Origin of the sequence: Actinomadura sp. NPDC048032, from assembly GCF_040653175.1 — a bacterium.
Classification (GTDB): domain Bacteria; phylum Actinomycetota; class Actinomycetes; order Streptosporangiales; family Streptosporangiaceae; genus Spirillospora; species Spirillospora verrucosospora.
The window spans coordinates 25,817-42,097 of the sequence record NZ_JBEZJP010000004.1 but is presented as its reverse complement, the minus strand read 5'-3'; the positions used below and the strand labels follow the sequence as shown (position 1 = coordinate 42,097).

Here is a 16,281-nt window from a genome sequence, read left to right as displayed (position 1 = left end):
GCGGACCACCTCTCACCAGGACCGCATTCCCCCCTTTTCGCAGGACACTACCCTCCCGCGGCATGTCCATGTGGCATCCGGTCCGAGGCGGGCCAGACGTAGGGCAGGTCGTCGGGCACGCCGGGGAACAGGGGCCGGTAGAAGCCGGGGTCCTTGCGGACGAGCGCCGACCGGTGGCTGAGGTGGAAGGCGCGGTCGCCGAGCCAGGGCGGCAGCTCCCCCGCCGCGGCGAGCCGCTCCTGCGCGCGCGGGCCCCGGACGCCCCGCACGTCGGCGAGCTCGGCCGTCAGCGTCGCCGCGCAGGTGTCGCCGTGGCCGAGCCCGCACCAGCGCCCGCAGATCTCCAGGCCGTACCGGACGAGCGCCTCCTCGTACCCCGTCCACATGAGCGCCGCCGGATGGCGCCGCCAGCCGTAGCCAGGCACGGTGAGCGCCCGCAGGACCTGGACGGTCTCGACGCGCTGCTTGCCGAGCCGCCGCCGGTCGAGGACGCCGGCCGTGGCCGCGAAGTCCGCGTACGGCAGAAAGGTCTGCACACCGCCCCCCCGGATATGCCCCGTCCGGCATACCTACCCGGCGGTACACGGCGGACGCGTCGCGCCCGAGGTCAGGTCCGGGACGGGGAGGGACCGGAGGGCAGCAGCGCGGCGATCTCGGGCTTCAGCAGGCCGCGGACGTTCGCGTAGGAGGTGCCGAAGTTCAGGTTGCCGCAGCCGTCGCTGCCTCCCGCCAGGAAGGAGATCTCGAATCCGGAAGGGGTGAAGAACGGGAACAGGAACGGCACCTGGCCGAGCGTCGCCGGCCGGTCCCTGCGCGGGGAGAAGTCGGCGAGCTCGAACGGACCGTCGGGACTGCAGTCCTGCCACCGGCGCTCGTTCGGAGCCGGCTTCTGCGGGACGAGGGAGTTGAGCCGGCGCACGCCGTCCGCGGTGAGCGTCGACGGCTGGAAGACGTCGGCCGCGGTCAGCCTGCGTCCGGTGCGCAGGTCGACGGTGACGACCTCGCCGCCCGGGGAGCCGTCCGCCTGCTGGCAGTTGTCCGACAGCATGAAGTAGCGGACCGACACCAGGCGGGGTCCGCGCAGCCCGAGCCTCGTCTCGGTGCCGAGCTTCACGGGCTTGCCCTTGCAGTCGATCTGGGAGGCGACCCGTCTCGCGGAGGCGACGAGCCGGTCCACCGGCCCGCGGAGTTCGGCGTTGACGCGGCGCTCCTGGGCGGGGTCCTTCAGTCCGGTGACCTTCGGGTAGCGCGCGTTCTGGACCTCGATCGCCGGGCCGGTGAGCTTGCGGTTGTCGGCGACGAGGGTGACGACGGGGGCGGGTGCGGCGGCGGCGGGCGGCTGGGGTTTCTGGTCCTGCACCGCGTAGACGACGCCGCCCGCCGTCCCCGCGACCACGGCGGCGCCCACGGCCGCCATCGTGCCCTTGCCGACCGCGGTGGCGAGGAAGCCCTTGCTCACCGCCGCGCCCGTGGTCCCCGCACCGCCCGCGCCGCCCGCACCGGCCGTGCCCGCGGTGCCCGCCGCGCCCGCGGTCGCGCCGGCCGCGGCGGCGCCCGGCGTGACGGCGAGGGCGCCGAGCGGGAACAGCGCGACCAGCGCGACGGCGGCGGCGGCCAGGGCGCGCATGCCCCGCTGCTCCCAGTCGCTCCCGTACGCGGCGATCGCGACGGACTCCAGCCGGGTGACGAACTCCGCCGCGCCCGGCGGCCGCTGCCCCGGGTCCTTGGCCATCCCCTCCAGGACGAGCCGGCGCAGCGGCTCGGGCACCTCCCGCACGTCGACCTGCGCGGTGAGGTGCTGGTTCATCAGGGCCGCCCGCTCGGCCGTCGCGAAGGGGCGCCGCCCGGTGACGCACTCCACGAACACGCACGTCGCGGCGTACACGTCGGTGGCGGGGCTGGCGGGTTCGCCGCGCCACTGCTCCGGCGCCATGTAGACCGGCGTCCCCGACATCGAGCTGCCGCCCGCCAGGACGGCGATGCCGAAGTCCACGAGCTTGCTGAGGCCGTCGCCCCGCACCACGACGTTCGCCGGCTTGTAGTCGCGGTGCACGACGCCGACGGCGTGGGCGGCCGCGAGCCCGAGCAGCGAGCCCTTCAGCACGAGCAGCGCCGCCTCCGGGGCGAGAGCCCCGTGCTCGCGCAGCACCTCCTTCAGGGACGCGCCGTTCACCGCCTCCATCACGATCGCGGCGCCGTGCTCGCCCTCCACGAACTGGTAGAGGCGCGCCACGTACGGGCTCGTCAGGCGCCCCAGCATCTGCGCCTCGGACCGCAGCGCGCCGACCGCGCCGGGGTCCCCGCCGACCAGGTACTTGATCGCAACCGGGGTCCCGGACGCCGTGTGGCGGGCCAGGACGACCCGTCCCTGCGCGCCCCGTCCGAGTTCGCGCTCCTCAGTGAACCCCGTCAGCCGCCAGTCCATCCCGCGCTCCCGCCGCTCTTCAGATCATGCTTCACAGGACGGTGACGCCACCGCGTGAGGAAAGGTTCGCGGAAAGTCCGCACGACCGCCGCGTCCGGGGGCCGGGCAGGGCCTCCGGGGACGGCCGGTGAGATGGGACACACCGCCCGCCGCGCGACCCCCGGCCCGGAGGCCTCCGAAGCCACAGGTCACGGGCCGCGCTTATCATTCCATGACAAAGCGCGAAGGAAAAGCGCGGCCGGGAATTCGCGGAAGGAATGTGCTACAACCCGTTGGGGTTCGCCGACCGCGAAAGGATCTTCATGGGCGCAGCGGAGGCTCTCGCAGGGGTCGTCGACACGGAGCGCTATCCGCTGGCCGCGCCGGGGGGCGCCGGCTGGGACGTTCTCGTTTCCCGGACCAGGGCCGAACTGGCGAAAACGGGCTGCTGCGTGCTGCCCGACTTCATTCGCCCGGCATTGCTGGACGCGCTGCGCGCGGAATGCGGAGCGATCGCGCCGCACGCGCATTACGACGTCGAAACGGTGAACGCCTACAACATCGATGTGAGCACGCCTTTGCCGGAGGACCATCCGGGGCGCCTCACCGTCGAGCGGGGCAACGCGTTCGTCGCCCGCGACCACATCCCCGCGGACTTCCTCGTCCACCGGCTCTACGCGAACGGGCTCTTCCAGCGGTTCGTGGCGGCCTGCTTCGGGCTGCCCCGGGTGCACGAGCTGGCCGATCCGCTGTCGGGGCTCGTCCTCAACGTCGTCAACCCGGGAATGGACCATCCCTGGCACTTCGACACCAACGAGTTCACGGTCAGCCTGCTGACGCGGGAACCCGAGGACGGGGGCGTCTTCGAGTACTGCCCGAACATCAGGTCGGCGGAGGCGGAGAACTTCGGCGACGTACGCCGCGTGCTGACCGGCCGCGGCGGCGACCTCGTCCGGCGGCTCACGCTTCGCCCGGGTGACCTGCAGTTGTTCAAGGGACGGTACTCGCTGCACCGGGTCGCCGCGGTCCGGGGGGACACGGCGCGGCACACGGCGATCCTCGCCTACAGCGAGCGCCCGGGGGTCATCGGCAGCGTCGCGCGCACGAGGCAGCTCTTCGGCCGCGTCCTGCCCGAGCACCTGGCGGCGGAGGGGCGCGCCGTCCGGGTCGACCGGCTGCTGGACTAGGAGGCACCCGCCCGTGCGCACGGACGCCACAGGGAAGATCTCGCTCGACCACATCTACACCAGCCCCGATCCCCGCGCCTACTTCGGCACGCTGCGCGAACTCCACTACGACATCCCGGAACTGGCCAAACCGCATTTCCAGCGACTCATCGCCGAATACCGGGAGGCGCGCGGTGTCCCGGTGCCGACCGTTCTCGATATCGGCTGTTCCTACGGCATCAATGCGGCCCTGCTGAAATACGGCGTGACGATGGCTGACCTGTACGATCGCTACGGCGGTCCCGACGCCCTCGGATACACCCGTGCCACGCTGCTGGCCCGAGACCGGGAGTTGGTCCGTTCCCGTGAGACGACGAGCCGGCTGCGCTTCCTCGGCCTGGACGCCTCCGACAGCGCCCTTTCCTACGCGCTCGACGCCGGTTTCCTCGACGGCGCCGTCCACGCGGATCTGGAGAACGACGAGCCGACAGCCGAGCAGCGCGTCCAGCTCGCCGGGACGGACGTGGTCATCTCGACGGGGTGCCTCGGATACGTCACCGAGCGCACCATCACCCGCGTCGTCGAGGCGCACGGGGAGCACCGGCCCTGGATGGCGCACTTCGTGCTGCGCATGTTCCCGTTCGACCCGGTCGCCGACGCGCTCGCGGCCGCCGGGTACACGACGGTCCGCCACGACGGCCTGTTCCGCCAGCGGCGGTTCGCGACGCCGCAGGAGCAGGCGCTCGTCCTGGACCGCCTCGCCGACGTCGGCGCCGACCCGAGCGGCCTGGAGACCGGCGGCTGGTTCTACGCGCAGCTCTACGTCTCCCGCCCGAACGACAGAACAAGAGGATCGATGTGAACGCCGGCGATGAACTCTCGTCCCGCACCTTCGGCAACGAGGAGCGCCTGCCGCGGGTGCCGCTGCCCACGCTCGACGAGACCTGCGAGCGGTTCCTCGAATGGTGCGGCCCGCTGCTGACCGCGGAGGAGCGGGCCCGGACGGAGGCGGCGCTGGCCTCGTTCGCCCGCCCGGGCGGGCCGGGCCGCACGCTGCACGCGGCGCTGGAGCGCTACGACGCGAGCGAGGGGGTGGACAGCTGGCTGGACACCTTCTGGCCCTACCGGTACCTCGGCCGCCGCGACCGGATCGCGCTGAACGCCAACTTCTTCTTCCTGTTCAAGGAGTCGCCGGAGGGCCAGGTCGAGCGCGCGGCCGGCCTCGTCGCCGGAGCGCTGGACTACAAGCTCCGGCTCGACCGCGAGGAGATCCCGCCCGTCGTGCAGCGCGGCCGGCCGCTGTCGATGGCGCAGAACCGGTACCTGTTCTCCACCACCCGCATCCCCGGCGCCGAGCAGGACACCGTCCGCGCCCCCTACACCGCCGAGTGGCCCGGCCCCTCGGACGCCCGCCACATCGTCGTGCTCTTCCGCGGCAACATGATCCGGATGGACGTGCTGGGGCCCGACGGCCGCCCCCACACGCTGGAGGAGCTGCGGGCGGGACTGGCCGCCGTCATGAGGGCGGAGGCCGCGCCGGAGCCGTCCGCCGGGCACCTCACCACCAAGGCCCGCGCCGAGTGGGCGGCGAGCCGCGAGGCGCTGCTGGCCCTCGGCAACGCCGAGGCGCTCGACGACGTCGAGACTGCGCTGTTCTGCGTGTGCCTGGAGGACTTCGTCCCCGCGAGCACCCTCGACGCCTGCGACCACCTGCTCCACGGCGACAGCGCCAACCGCTGGTTCGACAAGGCCGTCTCCTTCGTCGTCTTCGGGGACGGCACCGCGGGCATCAACGTGGAGCACTGCGGCCTGGACGGCACCACGATCCTCAGCTTCGTCGACGCGCTGCTGGGCGAATCCCCGGAGAAGCTGTCGCACCGGTCGGGCGCCCGGTCGCAGGGGCTCCCGGCCGTCCGGGCGATCGAGTTCACCCTCGACGACGCCCTGCGGCGCGACATCGGCGACGCCGCGGCGGCGTTCGCCGCCTACGGGGCGGCCACGGCCACCGCGACCGTGTCGTTCGACGACTTCGGCACCGAAGGCATCAAGCAGCTGAAGATGTCACCGGACGCGTTCGTCCAGATGGCCTACCAGCTCGCCCACAAGCGCGCCAAGGGCCGCGTCGGCGCCACCTACGAGTCGATCGCCACCCGCCAGTACCGGAACGGGCGGACCGAGGCGATGCGGGTCGTCACCCCCGAGGTGCTCCGCTTCGTCGAGGCCATGGACGACCCGGCCGCCGGGCCCGGACCGCGCCGGGACGCGTTCCGCGCCGCCGCCGACGCCCACGTCCGGCGGGCCAGGGAGTGCCAGGCGGGGCAGGCGCCCGAGCAGCACCTCTGGGAGCTCCAGCTCGTCCAGAAGCGGCGCGGCGCCGAGCTGGGCGTCACCGAGCCGCTCCCGCTGTTCGAGTCCCCGGGGTGGCTCGTCATGCGGGACGACTACCTGAGCACCAGCTCGGCGCCGTCGGTCAACATCCGGTACTTCGGGTTCGGGTCGACGAGCGAGCAGTGCATCGGCGTCGCCTACGTCCTGCTCCCCGACCGGTTCAACGTCTACCTGAGCACTCCGCGGCCGGTGGCGGGCGCGATGCTGGAGTTCGCCGACCGGCTCCGCGAGGCCGTCCGGGAGCTGCGGGAGCTCCTGGCGTGATCACCGGCCGGGCCTCGCCGGCCGGTGCCTCCGCCCGATCGGGTAGAGCCAGCGCCGGAACACACGGCTGAGCCCGGGCATCACGAACAGGGTGAGCAGCGGGATCACGATGACGGGGAACGTCAGCGCCCGCACCGGCAGCGGCCACGACTGGGTCAGCGGCGTGACGAACGCCTGCAGCAGCAGGCTGAGCGGGTACACCGCGCAGAAGGTGACCACGATCATCTTGAGCTTGGAGGGCGGCGGGACGGACTCGCCCGGCAGGTTGAACCACGTCTCCAGCCCGGTGGTGTCCTGCCGGTGCTCGTCGGCGATCCCGCTGACCCGCTCGATCCACTCCGCGCGCTCGCCGGAGTGCAGCCACCGGTCGAGACTCTTCTGGTCGGCGAAGTTCACGACCGTGTAGTACCGGTGCCGCGACCCCTCCGCGCGCAGCCAGGTGGCGCCCTGGTGGCCGGAGTACCGGGTCGCGACCTCGTGGAGCCCCTCCGCCCACTCCTCGAAGTCGCGCTCCCGGCCCGGCTTGACGTCCCAGGTGAACACGACCGTGACGGGCTCGGTCTCCGTGGAAGCCATGGCTGAGATCTCACCCGTCACGTCCGGTCCATGCATGTATGTCCCGGTCAGGTGGCGGCGAGCGCCTCGGTGGGGCTGAGGCGGGACGCCCGGATCGCCGGGTACAGGCCGGCGACCGCGCCGATGAGCAGGGTCGCGGCGACCCCGCCGAGCACCGCCCACGCGGGGATCACCACCGGCCACCCCTGGGAGACGGCGTAGCCGGCGGTGACCAGCGCGCCGACGGCCGCCCCGCCGGCGCCGCCGAGCGCGGACAGCAGCAGCGACTCGGCGAGGAACTGCGTGCGGATCTGGCCGCGGGTCGCGCCGAGGGAGCGGCGCAGCCCGATCTCCGACCGGCGCTCCAGCACCGAGATGACCATGGTGTTGGCGACTCCCACGCCGCCGACCAGCAGCGCGACCGCGCCGAGGCCGAGCAGCAGCCCGGTGAACGCCTCCCCCGCCGCCTTCCTGGCCGCCAGCGCGTCCGACGGCCGCGACACCTCCACCTCGTTCGGCGCCTCCGGGTCGGCGGTCGCGGCCAGCACGTCCCGGACGTCCTCGACGCTCGCCTCCGCCGACCGGGTGTAGATCGTCGTCGGATGGCCGTCGAAGCCGAGCCGGGACCGCGCCGCCGGCCAGCCGACCAGCGCGGCGCTGTCCAGCTCGGGGGCCAGCACCACCGGCTCCAGGATGCCGATCACGGTGAACCAGCGGCCGCCGATCAGTACCTGGACGTCCGGGGCCGCGTGCCCGATCCCGAGGCGCCGCGCTGCGGTCGAGCCGAGGACCGTCGCGGGGAAGCCGCCGGTCGCGGCGTTCAGCCACACGCCGCCGCGCAGTTTCGCCCCCGTCGCGGCGCGCAGGTCGGCGCGGGCCGCGTACGCCGAGATCCCGTTGGTCTCCGTCTCCGGGATCCTGCCCGTCCGGTAGACCTTCGCGCCGTCCAGCAGACCGGTCGCCGACACCTCCCGGACCGGGGCGATCCGGGCCACCATGGCCTCCGACTCCAGCGGCAGCTCCGCCTTCTCTCCGGTCAGGGTGTTGCCGGGCGAGACGGTCAGCAGGTTGGTGCCGAGCGCCGCGAGCGCCCGGTCGAGGTCGGCCCGGGACGAGGAGGACACCCCGACGACCGCGACCATCGCGGCGATCCCGATCGCGATGCCGAGCGCGGACAGGAACGCCCGCAAGGGCCGGGTCCGCAGGCCCACCGCGCCGACCCTGAGCACGTCGCCCGGCCACAGCCGCGCCGGGCGCAGCGTCCCGGCCGTCATCGCGCCGCCCCCGCCGGGCGCGGGCCGTCCCCCGCCGGGCCGTCCACCGCGGCGGCGTCCTCCACGACGGCGTCCTCGACCCCGGAGTCCTCCACCACCAGGCCGTCGCGCATCCGGACGCGGCGGGGCAGGGCCGCCGCGATCTCCCGGTCGTGCGTGATGAGCACGACGGTGGTGCCCGCGGCGTGCAGCTCGCGCAGCAGCGCCATCACCCCCTCGCCGGACGCCGAGTCCAGCGCGCCGGTCGGCTCGTCCGCGAGCAGCAGCGCGGGCTCCCCGGCGACCGCCCTCGCGATCGCGACCCGCTGCCGCTCGCCGCCGGACAGCTCGTGCGGCTCGTGCTCCAGCCGGTGGCCGAGCCCGACCCGCTCCAGCGCCGCCGCGGCCCGCCGGCGCCGCGCCGCCGGGCGCAGCCCGGTGTACAGCAGGCCGTCCGCGACGTTGTCGATCGCCCGGGTCCCGGCGGTCAGGTGGAAGTGCTGGAAGACGAACCCGATGCGGCTCGCTCGCAGCGCCGACAGCCGCGCGTCCGGGAGCCGCCCCACATCGTGGCCGTCGACGCTGATCTCGCCCGAGGTGGGGCGGTCCAGGGTGCCGAGCATGTTGAGCATGGTCGTCTTGCCCGACCCGGAGGGGCCGACGATCGCGACCAGCTCGCCCGCGCCGACGTGCAGCGACACCCCGGCGAGCGCGTGCACGCCGCCCGGGTAGGACTTCCTCACGTCCCGCAGTGTGATCATTTCGGCACCCCCACGAGCACGCCCTCGGCGATCCCCGGTCCGGAGACCTCGACCTTCCCGTCGGCGAACAGCCCCGTCTCGACCGGGACATAGGACGACGTCCCGCCCTTGACGACCTCCACGCCGAAGCCGCCCTCCCGCAGCGCGACCAGCGCGGACACCGGCACCGTCAGCACGTTCTCGCGCCTGCCCGCGGTGAACCGGACGTCGGCGGAGGCGAGGGCGTACCGGGCCGCGGCCTTCCTGGCCGCGGCGGAGTCGAGCCAGATCGTGACCTCCACCTTCGTCTCCGGGTCCTCGCCCTGCCCGCCCGGCTCGATCACGGTGGTGACCTCGTCGATCTCGGCCGCGACCGGCCGGCCCTCCGGGAGGGTCACCTCGACCCGCGCGCCCTTCTTCGCCAGCCGCTGGTCGGCGGTGTCCAGCTCGACCGTGACGGCCTGCGCGGTCCCGGTGTAGCCGAGGATCTTCTTGCCGGGCGCGGCGGGCTCGCCCGGGTTCGCCGCGACGGTCTCGACCCGGACGGGCCCCTCCGCGTAGGCGACCCGCCCGACCTCGACGGTCCCGGTCTCCGGCGCTCCGATGTCCTCCTGCCATTCCCGGACGGCCTCGGCCGTGCCCGAGGTGTACTCGTCGTCCACGGTGAAGCCGTCGTAGCCGAGCGCGCTGAGGTTCCGCTCGAACCGCTTCACGTCGGAGCCCTCGGTGCCGGCCCGCAGCGGCCGGTAGGACGGCTTGGACCCGTACATCAGCACGACGGGGTCGCCGTCGAGCTCGTACAGCCGATGGCCGCGGGTGACCTCGTCCCCGCTCTCGGGCAGCCAGGTGATCGTGCCCCTGGCCTGGCTCGTCGCGGTCAGGGTCGGGCCGTAGCCGAGCCGCCCGTCCTCGGTCTGGGTGTCGCTGAGCGTCTCCCGAGCCACCTTCGCGGTGCCGGGCGGCAGGGCCGCGGCCCGTCCTCCCTCCCGGCCCCCGCCCGCGGCGAGCGCGGCGACGGTGGCGGCGCCGCCCGCCGCGACGACGGCGGCGACGGCCAGAGCGATCTTCAGGCGGGGCCCGCGGCGGCGGGCGCGGCGGCCCGCGGGCTCGGCCGGCGCGCGTTCCGCGACCGTCTCCCCCGTCACTTCCCGCCGCCCTGCAGGACCTTGTCGCACGCCTGCTGCGCCGTCTCCAGGTCCGGGTCGTCGCCGACCGTGTTCTTGTCGATCCGGATGCCGGGCTGGTTCGGGTCGGGGTCCGGGAACTTCTCCACGCCGTTCTTGCGCATGCACGCGGCGAACTCGCGCGCCCGCTCCTGCATCTTCGGATCGGGCGCGCCGGTGCGGTCGGCCATGGGGTTGTACTGCCGGCACGCCTCCATGGCCTTGTCCATGGCGCCCTTGTCGCCCTTGTTCTGGATCCGGATGCCTCCGCCGGGCTTCGGGTCCTCCATGTCGACGCCGTGCTCGCGCATGCACTGGGCGAACTTGACGCCGCGCTCCTCCGGAGCGAGCCGCTCGCCGCCCTGCTTCGCTCCGCCCTGCTTCGCGCCCCCGTTCGCCGAGGCCACGCCGTCGCCCTTGCCGTCAGAGCCGCACCCGGTCAGGGTCAGCGCCAGCGCGAGCGGCACCATCGCCAGGATCCGCAGTCGCATGTCTCCTCCTCACTCCCGGCCGGAGCGGTTCCGGCCGGCGAGGAGCGATGCAACCCGGAGGAGCGTTTCCCCCGTGTTTCCGCCCTCCCGCGTTCTCGCCGGGAGGCGGCCGCTAACGGAAACGAAACACGTCCTCCGGCACCATCGGCGTTCTGAGGAGGCTTCATGAGAGTGCTGGTGGCAGAGGACGAGCGGCTCCTGGCCGACGCGATCGCCGAATGGCTGCGCGACGACGCGCACGCCGTCGACCTGGCCCACGACGGCGCGGCCGCCCTGGAGCGGCTCACCGTCAACGACTACGACGTGGTCGTGCTGGACCGCGACCTGCCCCTCGTCCACGGCGACGACGTGTGCCGCGAGATCGTCCGGGGCGGGGGCGCGGCCCGGGTCCTGATGCTCACCGCCGCCGCGGAGGTCACCGACCGCGTCGCCGGGCTCGGCCTCGGCGCCGACGACTACCTGACCAAGCCGTTCGCGTTCCCCGAGCTCGCCGCCCGCGTCCACGCGCTCGGCCGCCGCTGCCGCCCGGCCGCGCCGCCGGCGCTGCACCGCGCCGGCATCACCCTGGACCCGGCGCGCCGCGAGGTGTTCCGGGACGGGCGCTACGTGCCGCTCGCCCGCAAGGAGTTCGCCGTCCTGGCCGAGCTGCTGCGCGCCGAGGGCGCCGTCGTGTCCTCCGAGCAGCTCCTGGAGAAGGCGTGGGACGAGCACGCCGACCCGTTCACCGGCGCCGTCCGCCTGACCGTCCTCAAGCTGCGCCGCAAGCTCGCCGACCCGCCCGTCGTCGAGACCGTCAAGGGAGCGGGGTACCGGATCCCATGAGGCTGTCACTGCGCGCCCGGCTCACCCTCACCTACGGCGGCCTGTTCCTCGTCGCCGGGGTGGTGCTGCTCGGCGCGACCTACGCCCTGTTCGACCAGCAGCTGTCGCGGTCCAGTACGAAGGTGCTGGCGACCCGGGTGAACCCGGCGCCCGGCACCGCCCCGCCGGCCGGGAGCGCGCAGCAGGCGTCGCAGGAGGCGAGGGCGATGGCCGACGCCGACCGCTGGATGCGCGATCGGCGCGAAGAGCTGCACGACGCCGCCGTCACCTCCCTGGTCACCCAGGGGTCGATCGCGCTGCTGGTGGTCGGGGGCGCCGCGGCGGGTTTCGGCTGGCTCATCGCGGGCCGGGCCCTGTCCCCGCTGCACCGCGTCACCGAGACCGCCCGCCGCATCGCCGGCTCCCCCGCCGCCGACCGCGGCCTGCACGAGCGCATCGCGCTGCGGGGCCCCCACGACGAGGTCAAGGAGCTCGCCGACACCTTCGACGCGATGGTCGACCGCCTCGACCGCTCCTTCGACGGCCAGCGCCGCTTCGTCGCGAACGCCTCCCACGAGCTGCGCACCCCGCTCACCCTCGGCCGCGCGCTGGTCGAGGTGGCGATGCACCGCGAGTCGGCGTCCCCGGACGTCCGGCAGCTCGGCGAGACCCTCCTGCAGATCAACGCGCGGCACGAGCGCCTCATCACCGGCCTGCTGCTGCTGGCCCGGTCCGAGAACGAGATCACCAACCGGGCGCCGGTGGACCTGGCGGACGTCGTCGCCCACGTCGCCGCCCAGACGGCGCTGGAGGCCGACGGCTCCGGCATCGCCGTCGAGACCGACGCCGCCGAGGCCATGACGGCGGGCGACGCCCTGCTGCTGGAACGCGTCGTGCAGAACCTGCTGGAGAACGGCCTGCGCCACAACACCGACTCCGGGTGGGTCTCCGTCTCCTGCCGGACCGAGAACGGCCGCGCCGTCCTGGAGGTCGCCAACTCCGGCCCGGCCGTCCCGCCCTACGAGATCCCCGCGCTCTTCGAGCCCTTCCGCCGGCTCGACGCCGACCGCCTCGTCACCGCCAAGGGGGCCGGTCTCGGCCTCTCCATCGTCCAGTCCATCGTCCGCGCCCACAACGGCACCGTGACCGCCGTGCCCCGCCGGGAAGGCGGCCTCACCGTCACCGTCGCCCTCCCGTCCGCGGATCCGGAGCCGGAGCCGGAGCCGGAGCCGGAGCACCGCCCCGGCCCGCTCGCCGCCCGCGCCTAGGCGCGGGCCGCCTTCGCGGAGAAAAGCCGAGTTCACCGGGGTTATTCCGCTTTGTTATGGCCTGCTGGCATTACCGGGTCAAGACCGCGAATGAGACTTTTGTCGCGTTCATTCGGCCTCTCGCGGCCTCCCCGCCCGGACACTCCCCCGGCGCCGGACGGGAATCGCTCGGCTCCCTCGCGAGAGGCGGTGCGGCCCTCGCCGGGAGAAAAGGCGGAAGTGCATGAGAACGCGTACCCGACCCGCCCGGGCGCGCCGGCGGCTCGCGGCCGGACTCGCCGGGGCGGCCGCCGCCCTCGCGGCGTCCACCGGCGTCGCCTCGGCCCAGAATCTGCCGATCACGCAGCAGGTGCAGCAACAGGACCAGTGGTGCTGGGTCGCCAGCGGCCTGACGATCGCCAAGTTCTTCGGCAAGGGCAACGTCAGCCAGAACGACTTCTGCGCGCTCGGACGCGGCTACCCGCGCGGCAGCGCCTGCCCGAACCAGGCCGGCTACCTGGAGTACGACCAGCGCGCGTTCCAGGCGCTCGGCGTGTCCCCCGGCCAGGTCAGCGGCCCCCTGTCGTACCAGGCGGTCACCACCGAGATCAACGGGCAGCGGCCGATCCTCACCGGCATCTACTGGACGGCCGGCGGCGGCCACGCCCAGGTCATCTACGGCTACTCCGGCCAGACGGTCTCCTACGGCGACCCGTGGCCCTCCAGTCCCCGGTACGGGGAGATGGCGTACAGCAGCTACGTCAGCAACTACCAGTTCCGCTGGGGCCAGGCCCTGTCCAGGATCGGAGGCTGACATGCGCACGACCGCGAGACTCGCGACCGGAGCCCTGATCGGCGGGACGGTCCTGCTGGGCGGCACCGCCGCGCAGGCCGCCGGGCCGTCCTCCGACGAGGCCGCCGCGGCGAGGGCCGCCGCGTCCCCCGCCGCGCAGCAGAGGCTCGGCGCGTTCTTCGTCCACCTCGACCAGCACCGGCGCGGGCGGCTGGTGAACCAGGCCGTGCCCAAGGCCGAGGCGCAGGCCAAGGCCCCGCGCCTCGAAGGAGCCGTCCAGCGCGTCTACTCGCTGAACCCCGCGTTCGTGAAGGGCGACGGCGGCGCTCCCGTGGCGACCTTCGCCTACATGGCGGTCGGCGCGGCGTCGGCCACCGGGCAGCACGCGACGGTGTGGCTGACCAGGTCCGGCGCGGGCTGGCAGGTCATGAACGTCATCTCCGGGTCGGAGGAGGCGGTCTACCCGGCGCGGGCGCGGGGCGGCACGGTGTTCACCGAGCCGCAGATCCACGCGTGGTACCGGCTGAAGGACGGCCGGGTCACCGCGCTCAACGGCACCGCCGCGTCGTCGGTCGGCAGGTCCGGCGTCACGGTGGCGGCGTACCGGAGTCTCGTGCGCTCCCGGTACGCCGACAAGCTCCCGGGCAGCGCCTACCAGCGCTCCGGGAAGTTCGGCGGCTTCTCGCCCGCGACCGGCGTCAGCGATCCGGCGCCGGACAGGGGCCCGGCGCCCGCCCTGCTGGCGCTGGGCGCGGGCGGTGCGGTGACCGCCGCGGGCGTCGCCCTCGCGCGGCGCCGCCGCCAGGACGGCTTCTAGCCGCCCTCCCGCGGGTTCCCGGAACCGCCCCTCTCCCCGGGCCCCGCACCGGCGCCCGTCCCCGCTCCCTCCGCCGGGCCGGCGGGGACGGGCAGCGCCGGGTGCGCCTCGGGATGCTCGTCCCACCAGTCGCCGTAGGCGCGCTGGGCCCGGACGAGGTCCAGGTAGACGGCGTCGAACACGTCGCGCAGCCGGGCCGCCGCCCGCCCGGCCCCGGGCCGCCACATCAGGACGACCCGCTGGCCGAGCGGGTCGCCGGTGATCCGGCGGAACGCGACCCCCGCGCGGGGGGCCGCGGTCGGCTGGTAGATGCCGACGGCGCGCCCGGACCGGATGAGCGACGCCGAGATCTGCCAGTCCGTCGCCCAGTACCTGACCCGCGGCCGGAACCCCGCCTCGGCGCACACGCCGCGCAGGTAGGCGGGCCAGGGGCCGTCGTCGAGCGGATCGTCGATCCAGTCGTGGTCGGCCAGGTCGGCCAGGTCGACGGTCGCGCCGGCGGCGAGGGGGCTGGAGCAGGACATCCCGACGAGCGCCGGCTCGCGCTCGACGAGCACGAGCCGCTCCAGGCCGCCGCGCGGCCGCGGCGGACGGTCGACGGGCTCCTGGAACAGCCCGATGTCGAGGGTGCCGGACGCGAGCAGCGCGGGGATGCGCCCGCCCCCGGGATCCACGCGCAGGTGCAGCCGCGACTCCGGGGAGAGCGAGCCGAGATGGTCGCCGAGCCGGGTGAGCACCGGGCACGCCTGCACCCCGACCCGCAGCAGCGGCGCGGCGGCGGGTTCGCTGACCCGGTGGGCGAGCGCGGCGTTCAGGTCGTCGATGCCGGCCAGCGCGGCCCGGGCGCGGGTGGCGACCTCGGCGCCGACCGGCGTCGGCGTGACGCCCTCCGGGGAGCGGACGAACAGCTGCACGCCGAGGTGGCCCTCGACCCGGCGCAGCATGGTGCTGACGGCGGGCTGGGTGAGGCCGAGCCGGGCGGCGGCCTTGCTGATGCTGCCGGTCGCGGCGATCGCCTCGATCATCCTGAGGTGGTGGGGGCCGAGGTCCACGGGCGCGCTCCTGACCGTCTCTCCGCCCCGTCCGGTGATCTCAGCCGCATGGTAACCCGGGATCGGTCCGGACCGGCTGGAAATCCGTGCCCGTCAGCGGGCGGCGCCGTGCCGGCGCAGTTCCCGCGGGCTGACCCCGAAGCGCTGCCGGAACGCGTGGCTGAGCGCGCTGGCCGAGGAGAACCCGGTGGCGTGCGCGAGGTCGGTGATGGTGACGTCCCGGTCGAGGGGGTTGCGGAGCCGGTCGCGGACGAGCCGGAGCCGCTCCTCGCGGATCAGCTCGCGGGGCGTGGTCCCGGCGCGCTGCAGGGCGAGCTGCACCTGCCGCAGCGACCAGCCGAGGTCCTGCGCCATCGCGGCGCCGGTGAGCCCGGGGTCGGTGGCGTGCTCGCGGACGTAGCGGCGCACGACCGCCTCCACCTCGGCGAGGTGGCCGGGCGCGGGCGGGCGCTCGTCCCCGGCCAGCAGCAGGCACAGCAGCTCGGTGATCCGTTCGCAGGCGGCGTCGAACTGCGGCGCGGTGAGGCTGCGGCGCTCCTCGCCCACGGCCCGCACCATGTCGGCGACGACGCGGCCGAGGCCGGCGGACAGGTCGAGGCCGGTCGCCGGGAGGACGGGGCCGCCCAGCCGGCCGTCCATCTCGCGGGCCGGGATGGTCATGACGAGCGCGCGGGCCGGGCGCGGCTGGACGACCCGGAACGGCGCCGCGGGCGCGATGAGGCCGCCGGTCCCCGGGCGCAGCCGCGCCTCGCGGCCGTCCTGCACCATGAGCATCTCGCCGTCCAGCGGGAGCAGGAACCGGTAGCCGCGGTCGCGGCGCGCCTGCCCGGGGGCGCGGTCGTACTCCGCCCGGTCCGACAGGTGCAGCACGAGTCGGTACTCGGCGCCGTTCGCCCCGCCGAGCGCATCGTCCACCCCGGGCCCCTCCGCCGCTCTAGATCACCTTCGGGCGAGCGTAGTACCGCCGTCACCTGCGAAACAGCCGAATCCATCGGAAAGTAACGTGATTCGGACGATGGGTGATCTTGCGATGCGCCCGGCGGCAAGTTCTCTGCGCGCGAGCACAAGCGCGGCCCCGCGCACCCGTCCTACGGTGCCGAAACTGCGGCGTATCCGCGCCGCCCCCACCAGCCATGAGGCGGTCCGC

At 74.3% G+C, this 16,281-nt stretch carries 16 protein-coding genes; 7 read left to right on the top strand and 9 right to left on the bottom strand.

Annotated elements, in window-relative coordinates:
• Positions 1 to 47: 47 nt before the first annotated feature.
• Together AB0C69_RS01410 and AB0C69_RS01405 are read right to left on the bottom strand one after the other, a co-directional pair.
• On the bottom strand, positions 48 to 536 hold the full coding sequence (locus AB0C69_RS01410; protein WP_345183369.1) for an MSMEG_6728 family protein: 489 nt from the start codon (positions 534 to 536) through the stop codon (positions 48 to 50).
• A 71-nt stretch (positions 537 to 607) separates the two neighbouring features.
• Positions 608 to 2,425 (bottom strand): serine/threonine-protein kinase, encoded by a 1,818-nt coding sequence (locus tag AB0C69_RS01405; RefSeq protein WP_360348266.1) that lies wholly within the window; start codon positions 2,423 to 2,425, stop codon positions 608 to 610.
• A gap of 302 nt (positions 2,426 to 2,727) precedes the next feature.
• Here AB0C69_RS01405 and AB0C69_RS01400 point away from each other — a divergent pair, with 302 nt between their 5' ends.
• From AB0C69_RS01400 to AB0C69_RS01390, 3 genes are read left to right on the top strand one after another with little or no spacing between them, the layout of a single operon-like run.
• Positions 2,728 to 3,591 carry an arpA protein gene (locus AB0C69_RS01400; protein ID WP_360348263.1) on the top strand — a complete coding sequence of 288 codons (864 nt, stop codon included), beginning with the start codon at positions 2,728 to 2,730 and terminating at the stop codon, positions 3,589 to 3,591.
• Positions 3,592 to 3,604: 13 nt separating this feature from the next.
• Positions 3,605 to 4,432, top strand: a complete 828-nt coding sequence (locus AB0C69_RS01395; protein ID WP_360348260.1) for a class I SAM-dependent methyltransferase — start codon at positions 3,605 to 3,607, stop codon at positions 4,430 to 4,432.
• Complete coding sequence (locus AB0C69_RS01390; RefSeq protein ID WP_360348257.1) at positions 4,429 to 6,222, top strand: choline/carnitine O-acyltransferase; 1,794 nt, start codon at positions 4,429 to 4,431, stop codon at positions 6,220 to 6,222. Before AB0C69_RS01395 ends, AB0C69_RS01390 begins: the two co-directional genes overlap by 4 nt.
• Here AB0C69_RS01390 and AB0C69_RS01385 read toward each other — a convergent pair whose 3' ends face one another.
• From AB0C69_RS01385 to AB0C69_RS01365, 5 genes are read right to left on the bottom strand one after another with little or no spacing between them, the layout of a single operon-like run.
• The gene (locus AB0C69_RS01385; RefSeq protein ID WP_360348254.1) at positions 6,223 to 6,798 is read right to left on the bottom strand and encodes an antibiotic biosynthesis monooxygenase; all 576 of its coding nucleotides are present in this window, start codon (positions 6,796 to 6,798) and stop codon (positions 6,223 to 6,225) included.
• Positions 6,799 to 6,845: 47 nt separating this feature from the next.
• Positions 6,846 to 8,051 (bottom strand): ABC transporter permease, encoded by a 1,206-nt coding sequence (locus AB0C69_RS01380; RefSeq protein ID WP_360348251.1) that lies wholly within the window; start codon positions 8,049 to 8,051, stop codon positions 6,846 to 6,848.
• Positions 8,048 to 8,791, bottom strand: a complete 744-nt coding sequence (locus AB0C69_RS01375; protein WP_360348248.1) for an ABC transporter ATP-binding protein — start codon at positions 8,789 to 8,791, stop codon at positions 8,048 to 8,050. Before AB0C69_RS01375 ends, AB0C69_RS01380 begins: the two co-directional genes overlap by 4 nt.
• A complete protein-coding gene (locus AB0C69_RS01370; RefSeq protein WP_360348245.1) occupies positions 8,788 to 9,915 on the bottom strand; it encodes a peptidoglycan-binding protein in 1,128 nt (375 codons plus the stop codon). The genes AB0C69_RS01375 and AB0C69_RS01370 overlap by 4 nt, the downstream gene beginning before the upstream one ends.
• Positions 9,912 to 10,424, bottom strand: coding sequence for a hypothetical protein (locus tag AB0C69_RS01365; protein WP_360348242.1), 513 nt, complete (start codon positions 10,422 to 10,424; stop codon positions 9,912 to 9,914). The genes AB0C69_RS01370 and AB0C69_RS01365 overlap by 4 nt, the downstream gene beginning before the upstream one ends.
• Positions 10,425 to 10,589: 165 nt before the next feature.
• Here AB0C69_RS01365 and AB0C69_RS01360 point away from each other — a divergent pair, with 165 nt between their 5' ends.
• The 4 genes from AB0C69_RS01360 (at position 10,590) to AB0C69_RS01345 (ending at position 14,082) form a co-directional block, all read left to right on the top strand.
• Positions 10,590 to 11,246 (top strand): response regulator transcription factor, encoded by a 657-nt coding sequence (locus tag AB0C69_RS01360; RefSeq protein ID WP_345185011.1) that lies wholly within the window; start codon positions 10,590 to 10,592, stop codon positions 11,244 to 11,246.
• Entirely contained in the window at positions 11,243 to 12,493 is a 1,251-nt protein-coding gene (locus tag AB0C69_RS01355; protein WP_360348239.1) for a HAMP domain-containing sensor histidine kinase, read from the top strand. Before AB0C69_RS01360 ends, AB0C69_RS01355 begins: the two co-directional genes overlap by 4 nt.
• A gap of 223 nt (positions 12,494 to 12,716) precedes the next feature.
• Positions 12,717 to 13,286 carry a papain-like cysteine protease family protein gene (locus AB0C69_RS01350; RefSeq protein ID WP_345185006.1) on the top strand — a complete coding sequence of 190 codons (570 nt, stop codon included), beginning with the start codon at positions 12,717 to 12,719 and terminating at the stop codon, positions 13,284 to 13,286.
• 1 nt (position 13,287) lies between these two features.
• Positions 13,288 to 14,082, top strand: a complete 795-nt coding sequence (locus AB0C69_RS01345) for a hypothetical protein (RefSeq protein WP_360348236.1) — start codon at positions 13,288 to 13,290, stop codon at positions 14,080 to 14,082.
• Here AB0C69_RS01345 and AB0C69_RS01340 read toward each other — a convergent pair.
• Both AB0C69_RS01340 and AB0C69_RS01335 read right to left on the bottom strand, forming a co-directional pair.
• Positions 14,079 to 15,134 carry a LysR family transcriptional regulator gene (locus tag AB0C69_RS01340; RefSeq protein ID WP_360348233.1) on the bottom strand — a complete coding sequence of 352 codons (1,056 nt, stop codon included), beginning with the start codon at positions 15,132 to 15,134 and terminating at the stop codon, positions 14,079 to 14,081. The two genes, AB0C69_RS01345 and AB0C69_RS01340, sit on opposite strands and share 4 nt — an antisense overlap.
• 93 nt (positions 15,135 to 15,227) lie before the next feature.
• Entirely contained in the window at positions 15,228 to 16,049 is an 822-nt protein-coding gene (locus AB0C69_RS01335) for a helix-turn-helix domain-containing protein (RefSeq protein ID WP_345185000.1), read from the bottom strand.
• Between the last annotated feature and the right edge of the window lie 232 nt (positions 16,050 to 16,281).

What these genes read in the sequence shown, in the direction of transcription:
- AB0C69_RS01405 (WP_360348266.1), bottom strand. Translation starts at nt 2,425, where the DNA reads ATGGACTGGCGGCTGACGGGGTTCACTGAGGAGCGCGAACTCGGACGG.
- AB0C69_RS01400 (WP_360348263.1), top strand. Translation starts at nt 2,728, where the DNA reads ATGGGCGCAGCGGAGGCTCTCGCAGGGGTCGTCGACACGGAGCGCTAT.
- AB0C69_RS01385 (WP_360348254.1), bottom strand. Translation starts at nt 6,798, where the DNA reads ATGGCTTCCACGGAGACCGAGCCCGTCACGGTCGTGTTCACCTGGGAC.
- AB0C69_RS01380 (WP_360348251.1), bottom strand. Translation starts at nt 8,051, where the DNA reads ATGACGGCCGGGACGCTGCGCCCGGCGCGGCTGTGGCCGGGCGACGTG.
- AB0C69_RS01375 (WP_360348248.1), bottom strand. Translation starts at nt 8,791, where the DNA reads ATGATCACACTGCGGGACGTGAGGAAGTCCTACCCGGGCGGCGTGCAC.
- AB0C69_RS01365 (WP_360348242.1), bottom strand. Translation starts at nt 10,424, where the DNA reads ATGCGACTGCGGATCCTGGCGATGGTGCCGCTCGCGCTGGCGCTGACC.
- AB0C69_RS01360 (WP_345185011.1), top strand. Translation starts at nt 10,590, where the DNA reads ATGAGAGTGCTGGTGGCAGAGGACGAGCGGCTCCTGGCCGACGCGATC.
- AB0C69_RS01355 (WP_360348239.1), top strand. Translation starts at nt 11,243, where the DNA reads ATGAGGCTGTCACTGCGCGCCCGGCTCACCCTCACCTACGGCGGCCTG.
- AB0C69_RS01350 (WP_345185006.1), top strand. Translation starts at nt 12,717, where the DNA reads ATGAGAACGCGTACCCGACCCGCCCGGGCGCGCCGGCGGCTCGCGGCC.
- AB0C69_RS01345 (WP_360348236.1), top strand. Translation starts at nt 13,288, where the DNA reads ATGCGCACGACCGCGAGACTCGCGACCGGAGCCCTGATCGGCGGGACG.